The 18284-nt window shown below is 45.5% G+C and carries 13 protein-coding genes; all 13 read right to left on the reverse strand.

The genetic code is table 11. From position 1 onward, the window contains the following. Nucleotides 1-785 (reverse strand): thiamine pyrophosphate-binding protein (locus E7204_RS01880; RefSeq protein WP_295181008.1); only part of this gene is annotated, 785 nt, incomplete at its 3' end. A 232-nt stretch (nt 786-1017) separates the two neighbouring features. Then, nucleotides 1018-2241, reverse strand: a complete 1224-nt coding sequence (ilvA, locus tag E7204_RS01885; protein ID WP_295181009.1) for a threonine ammonia-lyase — start codon at nt 2239-2241, stop codon at nt 1018-1020. A 262-nt stretch (nt 2242-2503) separates the two neighbouring features. After that, a complete protein-coding gene (gene ilvD / locus E7204_RS01890; RefSeq protein WP_295181011.1) occupies nt 2504-4162 on the reverse strand; it encodes a dihydroxy-acid dehydratase in 1659 nt (552 codons plus the stop codon). Between the two features lie 251 nt (nt 4163-4413). Continuing rightward, complete coding sequence (locus tag E7204_RS01895) at nt 4414-4566, reverse strand: hypothetical protein (protein WP_021842240.1); 153 nt, start codon at nt 4564-4566, stop codon at nt 4414-4416. A gap of 254 nt (nt 4567-4820) precedes the next feature. Then, a complete protein-coding gene (locus E7204_RS01900; protein WP_295181014.1) occupies nt 4821-6236 on the reverse strand; it encodes an amino acid permease in 1416 nt (471 codons plus the stop codon). 265 nt (nt 6237-6501) lie between these two features. After that, nucleotides 6502-7863: a branched-chain amino acid transport system II carrier protein gene (brnQ, locus tag E7204_RS01905; RefSeq protein ID WP_295181016.1), complete on the reverse strand. Its 1362-nt coding sequence runs from the start codon at nt 7861-7863 to the stop codon at nt 6502-6504. Between the two features lie 286 nt (nt 7864-8149). After that, nucleotides 8150-10159, reverse strand: a complete 2010-nt coding sequence (locus tag E7204_RS01910; RefSeq protein ID WP_295181018.1) for a molybdopterin-dependent oxidoreductase — start codon at nt 10157-10159, stop codon at nt 8150-8152. A gap of 335 nt (nt 10160-10494) precedes the next feature. After that, a complete protein-coding gene (locus E7204_RS01915; protein ID WP_021840102.1) occupies nt 10495-11625 on the reverse strand; it encodes an Ldh family oxidoreductase in 1131 nt (376 codons plus the stop codon). A 541-nt stretch (nt 11626-12166) separates the two neighbouring features. Beyond that, nucleotides 12167-13363 carry a M48 family metalloprotease gene (locus E7204_RS01920; protein WP_295181021.1) on the reverse strand — a complete coding sequence of 399 codons (1197 nt, stop codon included), beginning with the start codon at nt 13361-13363 and terminating at the stop codon, nt 12167-12169. Nucleotides 13364-13374: 11 nt separating this feature from the next. Continuing rightward, a complete protein-coding gene (dnaB, locus tag E7204_RS01925) occupies nt 13375-14721 on the reverse strand; it encodes a replicative DNA helicase (RefSeq protein ID WP_295181023.1) in 1347 nt (448 codons plus the stop codon). Nucleotide 14722: 1 nt separating this feature from the next. Beyond that, on the reverse strand, nt 14723-15169 hold the full coding sequence (gene rplI, locus E7204_RS01930) for a 50S ribosomal protein L9 (RefSeq protein ID WP_021842069.1): 447 nt from the start codon (nt 15167-15169) through the stop codon (nt 14723-14725). Next, complete coding sequence (locus tag E7204_RS01935) at nt 15166-17181, reverse strand: DHH family phosphoesterase (protein ID WP_295181025.1); 2016 nt, start codon at nt 17179-17181, stop codon at nt 15166-15168. Before E7204_RS01935 ends, rplI begins: the two co-directional genes overlap by 4 nt. Nucleotides 17182-17205: 24 nt before the next feature. Beyond that, nucleotides 17206-18162: a DUF2232 domain-containing protein gene (locus tag E7204_RS01940; RefSeq protein WP_295181027.1), complete on the reverse strand. Its 957-nt coding sequence runs from the start codon at nt 18160-18162 to the stop codon at nt 17206-17208. Nucleotides 18163-18284 lie beyond the last annotated feature (122 nt).

An 18284-nucleotide genomic window follows, 5' to 3' on the forward strand; every position in this document is an offset into this window, starting at 1 on the left:
ATCCCTAAGAATAACTCATGATCGCCCGGAAAGGATCCCAAACCAAGCAATGTATTCGTCACCGGAATGCGAGCTTTTTCAGCCAGTTCAAAAAGTTCGGCCGAAGCGCGACCTTTCAACACACCGGCGCCGGCAATAATTAACGGGCGCTTCGCATTTTTCAAAACCTTGGCCGCTTTTTTAATCTGCTTCGGATGACCTTTATAATTCGGCTCATAGCCTTCAAGAGCAAAGGGCTCTTCATAAAGCTTGTCGAATTCGTCCCGCGTAATCTCTTTTAGCTGCACGTCTTTCGGAATATCTACGAACACCGGCCCCGGCCGCCCCGTCGTCGCGATATAATAGGCTTCGCGCAAGATGCGGGGCAAATCGTAAATAGATTTTACGAGGTAGTTATTTTTAGTAATCGGCATTGTTATGCCCACGATATCGGACTCTTGGAACGCATCTTTACCGAGTAAAGCACAACCGACCTGACCCGTAATGGCCAGCACCGGCACGGAATCCATATGTGCCGTCATGAGACCGGTCACCAAATTAGTCGCCCCCGGCCCCGATGTTGCGAGGCATACACCGCATTTACCGGTAGCTCTGGCATAGCCATCAGCCTCATGTGCCGCCCCTTGTTCGTGGCGGGCAAAATAATGGTTCAGCTTCGGGTATTTATAGATTTCATCGTAAATCGGGATAACGGCACCGCCGGGATAACCGAAGAAATCGGTCACTCCCATGCGATGCAGCGTTTCCAATACGATGCGCGCCCCGTTTATCATGGCGTCCCCCATTCGCTCACATCCTCTCTCTGTTTTCTCAAAACAGTACTTTTTCTTTTAGATTTCTAAAATATTTCTCTCAATTTTTTCTCATCGTTTGCTTTGTTTTTGCAAGCCATCACTTCGAACGTTTTCTCAGATTTTATCTAATACTGTTTAATTCTTTTTTGATTTACTGCAACCTATTTTAATTGTTTCGTATAACTAATTTTTCATAACTGATTCTTTAAAATAATTAAATCTGTTAACGTTCGTTTATTTCGCTCGTATTGATACGGCGAATGGTGTAGCCCTGTTTAGCAAACTCTTCGGTAATGCGGCGAATATGTTCTTCACCGTTAGTTTCTACCGTTACTTGTAATTCTACTTCGTGGAAACGATCCAAGTTTTTGAACTGATTATGCTCCAATTTAATAACATTGGCATTTTGACCGGCCAAGATTTCCGATACGGCTACCAGTTGGCCCGGTTTATCCGGTAAGTTTACGGAGAAGGTAAAAATACGCCCCCGCAATACCAAGCCTTTATTAATCATGGAAGCGATTGTCAGTACATCGATGTTCCCGCCGCTTAATATAGATACTACCTTTTTGCCTTTTTCCTTCAGTTTTTTGAGACCCGCTACGGATAAAAGACCTGCATTTTCACCGACGATTTTATGTTTTTCCGCAAGCAACAAGAAGGCTTCCATCAATTCGTAATCGGATACAGTGACGATTTCATCCACATATTCTTTAATATACTTCAAGGTCACATCGCCTATCTGCTTAACCGCCGCCCCATCAGCAATCGTGCTGACACTGTCGAGCGCCACCGCTTTATCGGCTTTTAACGCCGCCACCGCACTGGCCGCTCCTTCCGGTTCGACTCCGACCACTTTAATGGACGGATTTTTTAATTTGGCCGCTGCCGCTACGCCTGCAACTAAGCCGCCGCCACCGATTGGCACCAGCAAGATATCCGCATCCGGCAATTCTTCAAGCACTTCAAGAGCAATGGTCCCCTGACCTTCGATGACGTCTTCATCATTGAAAGGATGTACAAACACATAGCCGTTCTCCTCTTGCAAGCGAACCGCTTCGGCATAGGCTTCATCATATACTTCGCCGGCCAGTACAACTTCGGCACCATATTGCCGGGTTGCTTCAATCTTGATGAGCGGGCTTGGCTTTGGCATTACGATAACTGCTTTAGTCCCCAAGCGCTGAGCTCCGAGTGCCACGCCTTGTGCGTGATTGCCGGCGGATGAAGCAATAACGCCACGCACTTTTTCATCCTTCGTAAGCTTAGCAATCTTGTTGTACGCCCCTCTTAATTTGAAGGAGCCGGTCCGTTGTAAATTCTCCGGTTTAATATACACATCATTGCCCGATTCATCTGAAAATACCGTGCTATGTATTAGCTTTGTTTTGACCGTTACCGTCTGCAACCGCTCTCTTGCTTCTATAAAATCATACAGTGTTAACATCGTACCCGTCCTTTTTCTCTCAATCATTTCTCTTTAGTTTCTCTCTATGTAAGGTTTCTCACGCCTTAAAATGTTCTCTCTCAGATTTTTCTCGCTATGGCTAAGGTTTCTCAGGTCTTAGTCAAAACTCTCTCAATTTCTCTATATAAAAGGTCTCTCACACCTTATAAAATGTTCTCTCTTCTTTTCGCGGTATTGGCAAGGTCTCTCAGGTCTTGCCGATTAACGCGTCTGTTTAACAACGTCCCCGGTTATTAAACGCTTAATATTTTTCGATAGCTCCTTCGGCTGCCGACGATACGAATGTAGCATACTTTTTCAAGTAACCCGTAGCACCGGAATCATGAGGCTTTAGATCAGCTCTTCGTTTTGCCATTTCTTCTTCCGTCAAACGCACCGACAAGCTACGGTTTGGGATGTCGATGTCAATCACATCGCCTTCCTGCACCAGTGCCAACGGCCCCCCGGCCGCCGCTTCCGGTGAAATATGACCGATGGAAGCGCCTCGGGTAGCACCCGAGAAGCGTCCGTCTGTAATAAGTGCCACATCCTTACCAAGGCCCATGCCGGTAATCGTGGATGTTGGGGTCAACATTTCCGGCATCCCCGGCCCGCCTTTCGGACCGGCGTAACGAATAACCACCACATCGCCTTTCTTAATTTGATTCGATGTAATGGCTTCGCAAGCCGCTTCTTCCGAATCAAATACCCTGGCCGGACCGCTGTGTACCAGCATTTCCGGATCCACCGCACCGGCTTTGACCACCGAACCATCCGGCGCCAAATTGCCTTTCAGAACAGCGATACCACCGGTTTCATACACCGGCTTAGACCAAGGATGAACTACATCTTCATCCAGCACTTTAGCTACTTTGGCAAGTTCTCCTTGCGTAACCAAGGTTACCGATTTGGCATCTTCATGGAGCTTGCCCGCTTCCTGTAAGCGATGAAGTACGGCCGGGATACCGCCCGCTCCGTACAAGTCTTCGATGAAGTACGAACCAGATGGCGATAATTTTGCCAACTGCGGGGTAACTTCAGCGAGTCGGTTGAAATCATCCAAGCTTAACTTTACGCCCGTTTCATGGGCTACAGCCGGTAAATGTAAGGCCGTGTTCGTCGAACCTCCAAGCACCATGTCGACGGCTACAGCGTTTTCAAAAGCGTCCTTGGTAAGCACATCACGCGGTCTTAAATCGGCTTTCAAAACCTCCATCACTTGAAGGCCGGCCCGTTTGGCTAAGCGAAGGCGTTCGGAATATACCGCCGGGATGGTACCGTTCCCCGGAAGAGCCATGCCCAAAGCTTCGGTGAGGCAGTTCATGGTGTTCGCCGTATACATCCCGGAGCAGGAACCGCAAGTCGGACAAGCTGTATCTTCGAGCTGCGCTAATTCCGCCTCACTCATGAGCCCCGCTTCTACCTTGCCTACCGCTTCGAACACATCGCTGAGGCCTACCCGTTTGCCTTGATGCCGCCCGGCGAGCATCGCTCCGCCGCTGACAAAAACACTTGGCAGATTCAATCTGGCCGCCGCCATCAACATGCCCGGCACGATTTTGTCGCAGTTCGGAATGAACACGAGCCCATCAAACGGTGTGGCCATGGCCGTCGCTTCAATCGAGTCGGCTACGATTTGCCGTGTCACCAGCGAGTACTTCATGCCGATGTGATTCATGGCCGTGCCATCGCAAATCCCGATAGTGTTGAACTCCATGGGAATGCCACCGGCTTCGCGAATCCCATCTTTCACGGCCTGCACCAAATTACGTAAGTGCATATGGCCCGGGATGATTTCATTGAACGAATTGGCGATACCGATGACCGGTTTGCCGATTTCTTCATTCACAAAACCCAACGCTTTTAGTAACGACCGATGTGGTGCTCTTGCCACCCCTTTTGAAAAATTATCACTTCGCATGTTTCTCGCTCCTTTTCCTAATCGAATAACTTGCAAGGCCTTCGCCTGTAGTCTAAACTCTTGGTACTTAATAAAATTTAACGATGTCACTTCAGATTGGCCATTCAATGTTCGGCCGTTTCTTGAAATATCGTGTTAGTAATAAAAAAAGACGATTCCGAAGAATCGTCTTAAAAATATCCGGCTAAATGTTCTCTTGTCTCTCACAAATATACGAAATACAGTATACGGTTTATGGCCCAAGCTCTTTATTAGCTTGCCTTCCCTTGCATCAAGGGGAGCTCAGGGCCATGATTTGTGGAAACTTTTAAGACGATGTCTGTTAAGTTTTGTTCACGGCTAATGACGATAATAATGTCAATAATAATGAGCAAGCTAATAATGAGCACGACTAAACCTAACATAACATTGTCCTCCTTTCCACAGTATTTTATGTGCCTTGGCACGTAACTTAAATCGATATCTGAAAATTCCAACGACCAACTGTCCACTGACCTTGTATCGTTGTTTATTATATTAGCACTTCATTTTTAAAATTGCAAGTACTAATTTTCAATTTTTTTAAAATAATAGACAAAAATCCATATCGAATAAACAACGCAAAAATGCGCCACGAGCATACATACTCATGGCGCACCATAACTAATCTTTTATTAAATTATTGAGCCTCCTGGGACGACTCTGCAACTTCACGGTTACCGTTAAGCAAGACGCTATGCTTACGGCCGTAACCCATGTAAACCAAAAAGCCCAAAATACTCCAGCCCACGAAGAGCTCTATAGTATGAGCCGATAATTGTGAAAACACAAAGAGGCAGAAAATGATAGCGAGCGGTGCTACCACGTACACGGCAGGGCAACGGAAATCGCGTTTCACATCCGGATATACCCGACGTAACACCATAACTCCGAGAGCCGAGCACATGAAGGCAAACAAGGTACCGGCCGAACACATTTCAGCTACAATATGAATCGGCGTGAAGCCTGCAATGAGCGAAACCACCACACCCACAATCATCGTAATGATGTGAGGCGTGTGATACTTTTTATGAATGCGGCATAAGCTGCGCGGAATCAAACCGTCACGACTCATGGCGTAAAAAGCACGGGTCTGCGCATAGATCATAACCAAGAGCACCGTGGACAAACCACAAAGCGCACCGGTCCCGACGATAGCCGAACCTGCTCGCATGCCTACATATTCAAGTACGTAGGACGCCGGTGCCGCCGTATCGAGCTGTTGATACGGTACCACGCCGGTCATGACAATGCTGACCGCAATATATAAAACCGTGCAGATAAGCAGTGACGCGATGATGCCCACCGGCATATCCACTTTAGGATTCTTTGTTTCTTCCGCCGCCGTCGCAATGGAGTCAACGCCCAAATAAGCGAAGAATAAAATGCCCGTACCGGCTGCGACGCCTTGCCAACCGTATGGTAAAAACGGCTCCCAATTAATCGGGTCCACATGAGGGGCCGCCAAGAAAAGGAACAAGAAAATCGTACCCACTTTGATTAAAACCAGTATGCGATTAACTCGCGCACTTTCACGAATCCCCAGAACCAAGAGCCCTGTAACGAACAGCACTACCAACATGGCCGGCAAATTCACAATGCCCCCTTCATAGGGAACCGCCGTTAAATCCTTCGGCAAGTCGATGCCTGCTGCATGCAAGATGCCCACGAGATATGCCGACCAGCCGCCGGCTACCGCACTGGCTCCGACCGAGTATTCAAGCACCAAGCCCCAGCCGACCCACCAACCGAAGAATTCGCCCAGTGACGCATAAGTATATGTATACGCACTGCCGGACACCGGTAACATGGCTACCAATTCCGCATAGGCCAAACATACAAAGGCACAAGTAATGGCCGCCAATACGAATGATAACATAAGGCCCGGCCCGGCATAATTAGCGGCTCCGATACCGGTAAGTACGAAAATCCCCGTCCCGATAATAACGCCTAAACCTAATAGGGTAACATCCAAAGCACTCAATGCTTTGGTTAATTTTTTCTCCGCCGCCGCTGCAGTTAAATCAGCCAACGGCTTCCTACGCAACGAAATCACAAAATTCCTCCTATACTACTTACGCTACTTGCCCGGCTCCGGCCATTAACACTTTGATACTCCATATCACACAAATTACATGACATACTATCAAGTTTTTAACAGCATATTACCCGGGCTTTACCTAACTATTATACACTATTTACAAAGATAACCAAAACGATTGATTTTCCCTGCAAAAATTACGGGCACACAAAAAAGGCAGCCCCCCAAGGACTGCCTTTTGTTGTTATTTCTAAACAATGACTGATGCATTATTCAATGATTATGCAGTTTTTTCTTCACCGTTAACGGCAGATTTGGATACCAAAGCTTTATTGATATAGCCTACCACCAAACCTACTACAGTGAACGGAATCCAGCCCATACCTACGTTATGGAACGGTACATAGTTAGCGAACCATTCGCCGAACGCACCAAGGCTTACACCGGCTGTTTCAGCACCACTTACGAAAGCAGCTACACAGGTCAAACCGATAGTCCATACATATACACATTGACGACCTTGGAATGTATTATTCAAGAATGCCAATGCGATGATGGCAATGGTCAACGGATATAAGAACATCAATACCGGAATAGCAGCTACGATGATGGTTTTCAAACCATACATACCGATGAAGAAAGATACAACGGTAAAAATTACGGCATAGGATTTATAACCGATAACCGGGAATACACGCTGGAAATATTTAGCACAAGATGTGATCAAACCGATACTAGTCGTCAAACATGCCAACAATACGATAACAGCCAAGATTAAAGCACCGATACCACCGAAGAGGTATTTAGCACTTTCAGCCAATACAGGCGCACCTGTTTCCAAAATGCCGAGTTGCTGTACGCTGGTAGCCCCCAAATTAGCTACGAATACGTATACGAAACCAAGGCAAGCAACGGCGATGATGCCCGCTTTAAAAGTAGCACTGGTTACTTCTTCTTTCGTTTGGGCACCGGACAATTTTACAAAGTCGATAACAAGAATAGCAAATACCAAGGAAGCCAACGCATCCATTGTGTTATAGCCGTCAAGGATACCTTGAACAACGGCAACACCGGCAGTAGCATAGGATTCGGTCGGATTCATATAAGAACCCATTGGTGTAACCAAAGATTTTACGATTAAAGCACAGATACTGATTAACAATAATGGTGTCAACACTTTACCGATACGGTCTACCAATTTGGCAGGGTTAATAGATAACCAAAGAGATATTACGAAGAATACTACCAAGAAAATCGTCTGTGACATATCATTACCGCCGCCGGCTAAGAACGGGCGAACAGCAATTTCATAAGATACGGTGCCGGTACGCGGAATAGCGAAGGCAGGTCCGATAGTTAAATATAATAATACCGTGAAAAGAAATCCATATAACGGATGAACTCGGCCGGCCAATGCCTGTAAGTCTTTAGCACCGGAATAACCCATAGCCATAACACCGAGGAGTGGCAAGCCTACGCCTGTCACAATGAAGCCTAAGACAGCCCACCACACATTAACCCCGGCCTGTTGTCCCAATGACGCCGGGAAAATCAGATTGCCCGCACCAAAAAACAGTGCGAACAACATCAAGCCTATAGCTATATAAGCTCGATTACTCAACTTTACATTTTCAGTATTCATAAGTCCCCATCCTCTCTCAATTAAAATAGGTTTGCAATAGATTATACAACGTTTTTACATATTGTACAAATGTATTTTAAAAATTTTTTCCGGTTTATTTATTACTTTTTCGCATAAATTTATATCAAATATCATACGCTTATCAAAAAAGCCGAATCCTAAATTCCCGGGAACGCCCATTTTAACTGAATAATATGTGTAATCATCATTTTATCATAAAGTTGACAATTCTCAGTCAACTCCCAAAAACTTATCATTTTATTTTGTAAATGGAGACAATTTCATCCTATAGCGGCGTAATATCCACTTTTACATCATAAAAAGTACTTCCTTCTGCATAATCAGTCAGCCTCGATGAGGTTAATGCATTAATGCTGTTTCGAGGATCTGAAGAATAGCGCTGCCACCAAACACCATAAGAAACAACGGTTTTCGGGCTAACCCCTTCATCCAGATATACCGGCATCTGCAAGGTCCCTTGCTCATTATGAAGGCGTACCAAATCGCCTTCAACTACGCCGAGTTCTTCCGCATCCAGCGGATTAAGCCACGCCCCCATCATCGGTTTCGACGTATCAAACACGCGTTCATTAAACGACGAATCAAGGATTCGTAAATCCGGCGCATTAATAAGGGCGAACTCGCCTTTTGCCACCGTATCACTGTGCGACGCCACATAGCGCGGCAGCGGCTCAGCCAGTATAGGATTTAAAATCTCAATCTTACCGGATGCTGTTTTGAAGTTCATTTTGTAATTGCTTGGCACCGGCATTTCCACCGGTTCGCCTTGCAGTAATTTCTCTTTCAATTCTGCCGGTACATTAACGGCCCCGTCAATCGTATCGTGAATTAAATCTAACGCTGTTTTGTCAAAAAACGAATCCGTAATCCCCATTGCTTTAGCGATTTGGCGAATCGTGTCCCAGTTCGACTTACTTTCACCGACCGGTTCAATCGCTTTATAACCGACGGCGCTGGTGTAATGACCGTAGGAATTATAAATATCATCCGCTTCTACGGAAGATGTGGCCGGCAACACGATATCTGCATATTTGGCTGTGTCAGTCAAAAAGCGTTCATGCACGACCGTAAATAAATCTTCACGAGCAAGCCCTCGGCGCACCAAATTCTGATCCGGCGCCGTAATCGCCGGGTTGGACGAATAGATATATAGGCAGCGAATCGGATCTTCTTGTTGAGTCAATATTTCGCCTAATTTTACCATCGGTATCATAGGCACAACCTTGCCGGCATGAACATCCCAGGACATGATTTTGTCATTTACGTAAAAACTGCCTTTAGCATCGCTCAAAAGTCCGCCACCCGTTTTCTCATACGCACCGACTACAGCCGGTAAGCAAGTAATAGCCCGCACGGTTGCCGCGCCATTACCATAGCGGGACAAACCGCTACCCAGGCGAATAAATGGTGCGTTCGCCTTGCCGTAAGCATGCGCCAACGCTTCGATTTGTGCAATCGGTACGCCGGTAATGGCGGATACCTTTTCAGGTGTATATTCAGGTATTGATTCTTTAACTAGTTCATCATAACCAATAACATTTTTGGCTATAAACCGACGATTTACCAAGTTATCTCGCTCTAAAATATGTAAAATTCCCAACGCCAAAGCGCCGTCTGTGCCCGGTTTGGTAATGACTACTTCATCAGCTTGGGCACAAGTGGTGGTTTTATAAATATCAATGACCCATACTTTGGCGCCCCGTGCTTTTGCTGCCTTCACATCGTGCATGATATGGATTTCGGTTGCCAGTGCATTCAAACTCCAAAGGATAACAAAATCGCTGTGACTCATTTCCTGTGGCCGCGTACCGAAGGTATCACCCATAACCATATTCCACCCGTATGTTTTGGCCGGCGAGCATATCCCCCGATTATGTCGCACTGCCCCCAGACGGGCAAAGAGCGGAAAAGCAGCGGCTTTTTGAATAAGCCCCATAGTTCCTGCATAGGAATAAGGCATGATACTCCGGCCACCGTATTTTTCAAGACTATCCTTAAAACGAACGGCAATCGTTGCAACCGCTTCATCCCAAGTAATAGGTTCAAACTCACCGCTGCCTTTCGGCCCGATACGTTTTAACGGTGTCCGCAAGCGTTCCGGCGAGTGAATCGTGTCTTCATAATGCACCATTTTAGGGCATAAAGTACCGCGTGTAAACGCATGATTCGGATTGCCCTTTACGCTTATGACTTTATCATTCTCTACCGTTAATACCAAACCACACGCATCGGGGCAGTCATACGGGCATACGGCATTGATTTCTCGTTTACTCATAAAGCTCTCTCCTTTTCAAATTAATCTTTTTACCTCAAATTATAATTTTACACTATAATCTCAAGCTAAGGTTTTATTTTAATGTATCTACTCATTATTGTAAACCCCTGATATTGGTTCGGTTGTTGCATATATCACCGGTAGGCATGCTTTTAAGTGATGATTCAACAAAAAACAGCCCGCACGTTTCCGTGCGAGCTGCTCTTCTTCTTACTGCTTAATAGGCTCTGCCCTTCCTATTAAACTGCACAATATCTTCATTGCGCTATATGTGCTAGGTGCATTATTTACTGAGAGTCAAGCGACTCGTATTAACAGGACCTTACGGCCGCCTATTAATAGTTACCGGTGAACATATCGCCAGCTACAGGTGGTTTGTAGTCGCCGAAGTATTTGCTGAAGTCAAGACCTAAGTACTGGCAAAGTTCATAAACTTCAGTCATAGTTTTGTCGATTACAGGGATACCGTTTTCTTCACGGTCTTTAACTGCTTCAACTTCTTTTTCACCATGAGTGTAAATACGTGCTTCACCTTCAGCTTTAGGAGCTTCACGAAGTTCAGTCAAGAAAGTGGAGAAATGTTTTTTGATAGCGTCAGCATCACCGAAGAATGCAGGGTTAATAGCCATGAAGCCGTGGCAAATGTTGGATTTGCCGTCTTTCATGCAGTGGTTGGAAGTGCCGCCCATGGAAAGAATAGCTGCGAACAATTCAACAACCATACCGTTACCATAACCTTTATGGGAACCTAATTGTTCAGTGTTACCACCAAGTGGCATGATACCGCCGCCTACATGAGCGGAGATGTTTTTCAATACATCAGCTGCGTCAGTGGAAGGGTTACCATCTTTATTCAATGCCCAGCCATCAGGTAATTGTTTACCTAATTTATTGTACATTTCCAATTTACCACGAGTTACTACTGTAGTAGAAGCATCGAAGAAGAAGTTGTAAGGTTCAGCAGGAGCTGCCCAAGCTTGTGGGTTGGAACCCAACATAGCTTTACGAGCATAAGTAGGAACCATGATAGCTTCGGAGTTAGTGCAGGAGAAGCCGATTAAGCCTTCTTCTACTGCCATGTTAGCGTAGTAACCGGCAATACCGTAGTGGTTGGAGTTACGTGCAGATACGATACCTACACCGGATTCTTTAGCTTTTTTAATAGCTAATTCCATTGCATAGTGACCAATCAATTGGCCCATGCCGTCATGACCGTCGATAACTGCGGATACTGGAGTTTCGAAAACAACTTCAGGTTGAGCGTCAACTTTGATTGTACCTTTTTCGATACCTTTGTGGTAACGAACAAGACGCTGCATACCATGACTCTGGATGCCGTACATATCGGACATCAACAATACGTCACGAATAATTTTAGAATCTTTTTCGGAGAAACCAAATTTCATGAAAGCATCTAATAAAAGTTGGTCAAGTTGTTCATACTTAAATTTTACTACGTTTCCCATTTGTCTAATCCTCTTTTCCGAAAACATATACCTGGAACAAGCTCTTCAAGAAATCCTTAATCCTAATTACTGACGTTTTTTGGTCCCCTTCTCAAATTGCTTATTTCCTTTTAAAGACAAGTTCATTATAGCACAGGTTTTTTGATTGTTGAATACTCCGAAGCCCTAAAAACGTCCAAAAACCATTACTAAATCTGCATAGAAAAGGCATTTTTGACGAATAATTGACGGTATGAGAGGCGATAACTGCTAGTTATCACTAGCTTTATCCATGAATGCGTTTTGATAATAGGAACGATGAATTTTTTAAAATTTTGCGCTATTTTTTATGTAATTTTTCTGTTTTATTACTATATTTGTCTACTACAAAACGTATAAATCAAACATTTTCATGTTTTTCGTCAAAACCTAAAACTCTATTTTAAGGCATTTCTCATGATTCCCGGGAAATTTTTTAGTGTATTATTGCACTTTATTGCATAAAAAAACGCCTGTCAAAGCATTCGCTTAACAGGCGTTCCGGTTAGAAGATTAATTAATACTATTCAATGTTTGCTTTCGAAGCGGCTGTATTGTCGGTTTTTACTTTAGTATCAGCCTTAACTTTATCTTTCTTGTCTTTCTTATCTGCTTTTGACTTATCGTCGGCTTTTACCTTTTTGCTGCTCTTAGAGTCAATAGCTGCTTTTAAATCCTGCTCCATGATCAACGCTTTGTCGGCAGAACTTAACGTTACCAAAGAAGTGCCGTTCATCATGACTTGATTACCCTGAGCAACCGGGGTTCCCACATTATTATCATGATAGTATCTAGCCAATTTGCCGGCTACCAAATACGCGCGCATGGCGCCCGTATATTGCCCGCTGGCCTCGCCGGTATACACCGGCTTTTTATTAACATAGACTACATCATCCGTAACGCTTACATGTTTCCCGGAGTAGTCCTCAATGCGTTTCAAATGATCGAGAATACGTTGACTCATCTTCGGATGGTTATTCGGATTGACAATTTGCCCCAATCCATCGGTGTACAAGTCGCCGTATTTATCGCGCAGCACCGCCATGGCCACAGCCGCAGCTCCCACATTATAACCGGCGTCGGCCAATAGTTTAAAGCCCCATTCATCGGCCGCTTTTTCTTGGCTTACGCTGAATACCTGCTGGTTAACATAGTTACCGGCCACATTGCCGAGGAGCACGCTAAGACCGCCCGCATTCGCCGTAGCCGCGCCAACTGCCGTCTGCAAGGCTACACTTTTGCGAATGCCGCGAATAGCATCCTTGTTTTCACCATGACCGATTTCATGGCCCACAACGGACGCAATAGCAGCATCATCCATCATATCCATGAGGCCTTTATTGATAGACATAACACGGCCGAGACTCATAGCCGCATTGGCATCTTCTTCCGGTGTTACATAGACCACATACGTCCGCTTTACATCAGGCGTATCGGTTAGACTTTCAAAAATCCGCTTAGCTCGATCCTGATAGGCATAGTTATTATAATATCCGGTATTTTTCTGACGTTCTTCGAGCATTTGCTGCTGACCGTCATCGGTATCATCGATACGAGATAATTCCGTATTCACTGTTACCATGGCCAATGTACCGCCCAACAATACATCAAACACACCGGCTGCCTCCGCTCTAAAGCCTGACAGTCCGGTAAAACCGCTACCGCCGGCCAAAGTTAAGCCAATAGCCGCCGCCAATACAGTTCGTCCCCAGCGTTTCATAAAAACCTCCCCTACATCTCATCCGTACGCATAGTAATATCGCGGAATCTGGTGAATTCCCCTTGGAATAAGAGATTAACCGTGCCCAATGCGCCGTTACGATGTTTACGAATAATAACTTCCGTTACATCTTCCTGATTTTCATCTTTACTGTAATATTTGTCACGATATAAAAAGACTACAATGTCCGCATCCTGTTCCAATGACCCCGATTCACGAAGGTCACTCAAAACCGGCCGTTTATCGGTACGCGATTCCACGCCGCGGCTAAGCTGTGACAAAGCAATCAAAGGTACGTCCATTTCACGGGCTATCAATTTAAGGTTTCGGGAAATTTCCGAAATTTCCTGCTGACGGTTATCGCTATTACCGCCATTGCGCCCCGTCATGAGCTGTACATAATCGACGATAATAAGATCCAAACCCTGTTCCACTTTCAAACGACGCAGTTTGGAGCGCATCATTTGAACCGTAAGACCCGGCGTATCATCAATATATAACTTGGATTCACCAAGTTGCTCCAATTGCCCGATAAGTTTCGGCCAATCTTCCTGTAAGAGGCGCCCTGTACGTAAGCGGTCCGAAGGCACTTCCGTAGCGGAAGACAAAATACGTCCTACCAATTGTTCCGCGGACATTTCAAGGGAGAAAAAGGCAACCGAGCCTTTACCTTTTACAGCCACATTATAAGCCAAGTTCAAAGTAAACGCCGTTTTACCCATGGACGGGCGAGCGGCCACAAGGATTAAGTCAGAGCGCTGCAAGCCGTTAGTTATCTTGTCCAAGTCTTTGAAGCCCGTGGAAATACCGGTCAAGCTGTCACCATAGTTCTGTAATTCACCGATTCGTTTCATAACGTTGGTCATTACGTCACCAAGGCTGACAAACGAAGTTTCCGCCTTCACCGCCCCGGTTACATTCAGAATGCCGCTTTCCGCATCATTTAAAATATCCGGTACCGGTTTGGAGTCATCATAACTTTCGCCCACAATGCGATTACCCGCATCAATAAGACGACGCAGGGTAGCCTTCTCGGACACAATACGAGCATGTTCTTCTACATTAAAAGCCGCCATAGAGTCATTGGTGAGTTCTGCTATATAGTTAATTCCGCCCACTTCATCCATCTTTTTCATGCGCGTCAATTCTTCGGTCAAAAGAACCATATCGACGCGACGATTACCACGACGGGTAATATTTTCAATGGCTTCATAGATAATACGGTGCGCATCGCGATAAAAATCATTGCGGCCTACAATACTACTGACGGAATCATAGATATCATCCTCGGTCAAAAGAGCACCGAGAACAGCCTTCTCCGCCTCAATACTATGGGGCGGAATGCGCGCTTCCGCCATATTATGCCTCCACTAATTCAACTTTAATCGTGGTCGTAATTTCAGGGTGTACGCGAATCAACACATCATGAACGCCCAAGGTTTTGAGCGGTTCTTTGAGTTCAATTTTCTTTTTATCAACCGCTACGTCGAATTGAGCCGCCAAAGCATCGGAAATATCTTTACCCGTAACGGAACCGAATACACGGCCTGCATCCCCCATTTTTACCGGAATGCGTACTTCTACTTTAGCCAACTGGCTCGCCAAGATCTTAGCTTCATCAGCATTTACCTGTTTCTTATGAGCTGCCGAAGCTTGTTGTTGTTTAGCATTATTCAAGTTGGCCGGCGTACCTTCCAAAGCCTGGCCTTTTTTAATTAACACATTGCGGCCGTAACCTTCGCTAACCTCAATGATTTCACCTTTTTTACCTACTTTTTTTACATCTTCCAATAAAATTACTTTCATTCTGCTTTTTCCTCCTTCTTCATAGAAGCAAGCTGGCCTTTAGCCACACTTTTAACAGCTTCCACAGCTTCTTCCATGGTCATATCATATAGCTGAGCGCCGGCTACGGTACGATGACCGCCACCGCCCAAGGCTTCCATAACAAGTTGAATATTCATATTTCCCTGTGAACGGGCACTTACGCCGATACCGCCATCCAACAAAGTATAGAGCACATAGCTGGCTTCAATACCTTCAATGGTGATAAGCTTATCCGCCGTCTGAGCCGACAAAATAGATGCATTCTGAATGCCTGCCGGACAAGTAGTGATAGCCATACCGTCAAAACGTTCCGCATCGGCCAACATTTTGGCACGCAATTGGATGCTGTCAAAACTTTCCATAAACAGATGGCGCACAATGGATAAATCCGCACCGGAACGGCGCAAGAAAGACGCCGCATCAAAGGTACGCGATCCCGTTTGTACTACAAAGTTCTTCGTATCCACTACGATACCGGCATATAAGGCACTCGCTTCCACCACATTCAATGAAATCGGGTCTACGAAATACTGAATTAATTCGGTTACCAGCTCACTGGTGGACGACGAAGCCGGTTCCAAATAAGTTAAGAGTGGTTTTTCAATAAAGTCGGAGGCACGACGGTGATGGTCGATAACAACGCGACGTTTAGCCTTCTGTAAGGCTTTTGGCGCCGCTACCATATCCGGTCGATGCACGTCCACTACAAATACGAGGGTTGTATCGGTTACAAAATCTTCAGCCGCTTGAGGCGTAATTAACAGACTTTCAAAACCCGGTTCGGTAGGGAATAAATCAGACAATTTCTTAATCGCCACAGTCTGATCGCTTACCGCTACGTGAACGGATTTACCGGCCGCTCTGGCCATAGCGGCTACGCCGATGGCACCGCCGATACTGTCATAATCCTCACGCTCATGGCCCATGACAATAACATTATCCGCATCATCCATGAGTTCTTTAATCGCTTGGGCTACCACGCGGGCACGGACACGGGTATTCTTTTCAGCGCCTTGCGTTTTACCGCCATAGAATTTCAATTCTTCGCCGATATATACGCTGGCTTGGTCGCCGCCGCGCCCAAGAGCTAATTCGAGACCGGAACGGGCTCGTTCCGATTGTTCTTTAATCGTAGCCGCACCGGCTGCAATGCCGATACTGATAGTCGCCGGAATACGACGGCTGGTCGGAATATTATGAACCTTCGCCAAAAGCGGGAAGTTTTGTTCAATCATATTCATTAACGCTTTTTTAGAAATGCAGAAGATATAGGAATCATCCGCATAGTTACGGACAAAACCGTCATAGCGGTCAATTTCTTCTACGATGGCGTTATTAATTTCCGCCCAAAGATTAGTATACTCAACGTCACTGAGACCTTTCGTCACATCTTCGATGTTATCCATCATGAGGAACCCGAATACCGGTGCCATCGCTTCCGCTTCATGGCGCAATTGTTCCGATTCGGTTACATCGTCAAAGTAGAACGCCATATACGATTCCACTTCGGAGTCGGGCGCCCCTTTATAATCCGTGCCATCAATGAATTTATAGATAACACGATAGTATTTATTTTCAATTTTTTCATTAAAATAGCCGGACTTCCCCCAGATTTTATCGAGGCGCAAACTCGGAATAAAACCGTTAAGGCGTTGTGTTTTATCCGGATCTTGCGGCATCCAATCACGGAACACGCTATTATACCAGCAAACACGAGCCTTACTGTCAATAATAACGATTGCTGTCGGCAAGTTCTGCAAGGCAAAATTCGACGCTTGGGTAATCCCCTTCGCAATCGTATTAAATTGCTCATACCGTTGCTGTCGCTGTTTACACACCGCTCGGCTGCTGTATAAATAGGCCACAACGACAAACAAAAGGCCAAATAGCGCCATCTGCCAGTTAAGCCAGGCAATCACTAATAGTAAAACGATGATAACAACGAAGGCGGTTTTCTCAAAGGCTCCAAAAAAACCTTCATTCCCATTCATAAGATCGCTCCCTACTTTTTCTCTTTACTCATCGCCGCTTCGTCTCGACAGACGACGACGTAAATTTAAAATTAAATCTAAAATGCCAATCCACATCGTGGCGAATTGCATTAACAAAGTAATAAATATCAAAACTAAACGGATGCCGTTTGACAATCCATAGCTTTTAAAAATAGTCCACAAACAACCGACGCCTTGCAGCACCAACATGTACGATCCCAACGCGTACATATTATAAGCCACGATATTGATGGCTTCCGATTGCAGTTCGTTGCCCCAATACGTCAACAATACGCCGAGAGCAAACATATATAAGGTCCACTGCGGTACCCGCCACTCTTCAAGGGGCGGTAAGGTTACGCCTTCACCACCGGTGCGGCGCATGATAATATTCGCTACGGCGCAAATGAAGTAGCTAATAACTACGGACGACATAAATAGGGCGGCCAAAAGCACATAGGCCATTTGCTTAAGCATGGCCTGCACACTGGTCATCATGGCGGTCACTTGTTCATCCATGAGTCCTTGTTCACGATAAGCGGCTTCCATTTCGGTCAGCGCTTCCTGCTGAAAATTCTGCCACATCGTCACAATATCCATTTGCATCACATATTGCGCAATCATAAGCTGTATGCCGATGGTAATCATCATTGTTACGGCCGGCAATACCAAGAGGCGGCTTGTCGACCAGCGATGAATATAGCCATAGGCCAAGACGATACCGGGAATACCGGAAGTCATGACCTGCATGAGAGCCCCCAGCGGTGTCAGCACAACCGACATGACGAGCCCCATGGTAACGGTCGCCAAAATACTCCAACGAACCCCATGACGAGCGCCCAATACTACAAGTACGGCGGGCATCAAGATGGAAGCAAGGAACCCCATAAACGGTACCGTTACGCCAACAAAGGTAAATACCATAATAAGAGCCGTCAAAAATCCTGTTTCCACTACGGCTCGCGTATCTGTATATCTCATAAATTACTCCTGACAAAATAGACGTATGACCGAGGTCATACGCCTATTATAACATTTTGTATTGTTTTTGAATATCATTAACCACAAAATCACAAATTACGACCTATATAGGAGGGCCTTGT

This window comes from Veillonella sp., from assembly GCF_015058545.1.
Lineage (GTDB): Bacteria > Bacillota > Negativicutes > Veillonellales > Veillonellaceae > Veillonella_A.

Bases quoted from the DNA above. Each gene is read 5' to 3' on its own strand.
- ilvA (WP_295181009.1), bottom strand. From the start codon at position 2,241: ATGTTAACACTGTATGATTTTATAGAAGCAAGAGAGCGGTTGCAGACG.
- ilvD (WP_295181011.1), bottom strand. From the start codon at position 4,162: ATGCGAAGTGATAATTTTTCAAAAGGGGTGGCAAGAGCACCACATCGG.
- E7204_RS01895 (WP_021842240.1), bottom strand. From the start codon at position 4,566: ATGTTAGGTTTAGTCGTGCTCATTATTAGCTTGCTCATTATTATTGAC.
- brnQ (WP_295181016.1), bottom strand. From the start codon at position 7,863: ATGAATACTGAAAATGTAAAGTTGAGTAATCGAGCTTATATAGCTATA.
- E7204_RS01910 (WP_295181018.1), bottom strand. From the start codon at position 10,159: ATGAGTAAACGAGAAATCAATGCCGTATGCCCGTATGACTGCCCCGAT.
- E7204_RS01915 (WP_021840102.1), bottom strand. From the start codon at position 11,625: ATGGGAAACGTAGTAAAATTTAAGTATGAACAACTTGACCAACTTTTA.
- E7204_RS01920 (WP_295181021.1), bottom strand. From the start codon at position 13,363: ATGAAACGCTGGGGACGAACTGTATTGGCGGCGGCTATTGGCTTAACT.
- dnaB (WP_295181023.1), bottom strand. From the start codon at position 14,721: ATGGCGGAAGCGCGCATTCCGCCCCATAGTATTGAGGCGGAGAAGGCT.
- rplI (WP_021842069.1), bottom strand. From the start codon at position 15,169: ATGAAAGTAATTTTATTGGAAGATGTAAAAAAAGTAGGTAAAAAAGGT.
- E7204_RS01935 (WP_295181025.1), bottom strand. From the start codon at position 17,181: ATGAATGGGAATGAAGGTTTTTTTGGAGCCTTTGAGAAAACCGCCTTC.
- E7204_RS01940 (WP_295181027.1), bottom strand. From the start codon at position 18,162: ATGAGATATACAGATACGCGAGCCGTAGTGGAAACAGGATTTTTGACG.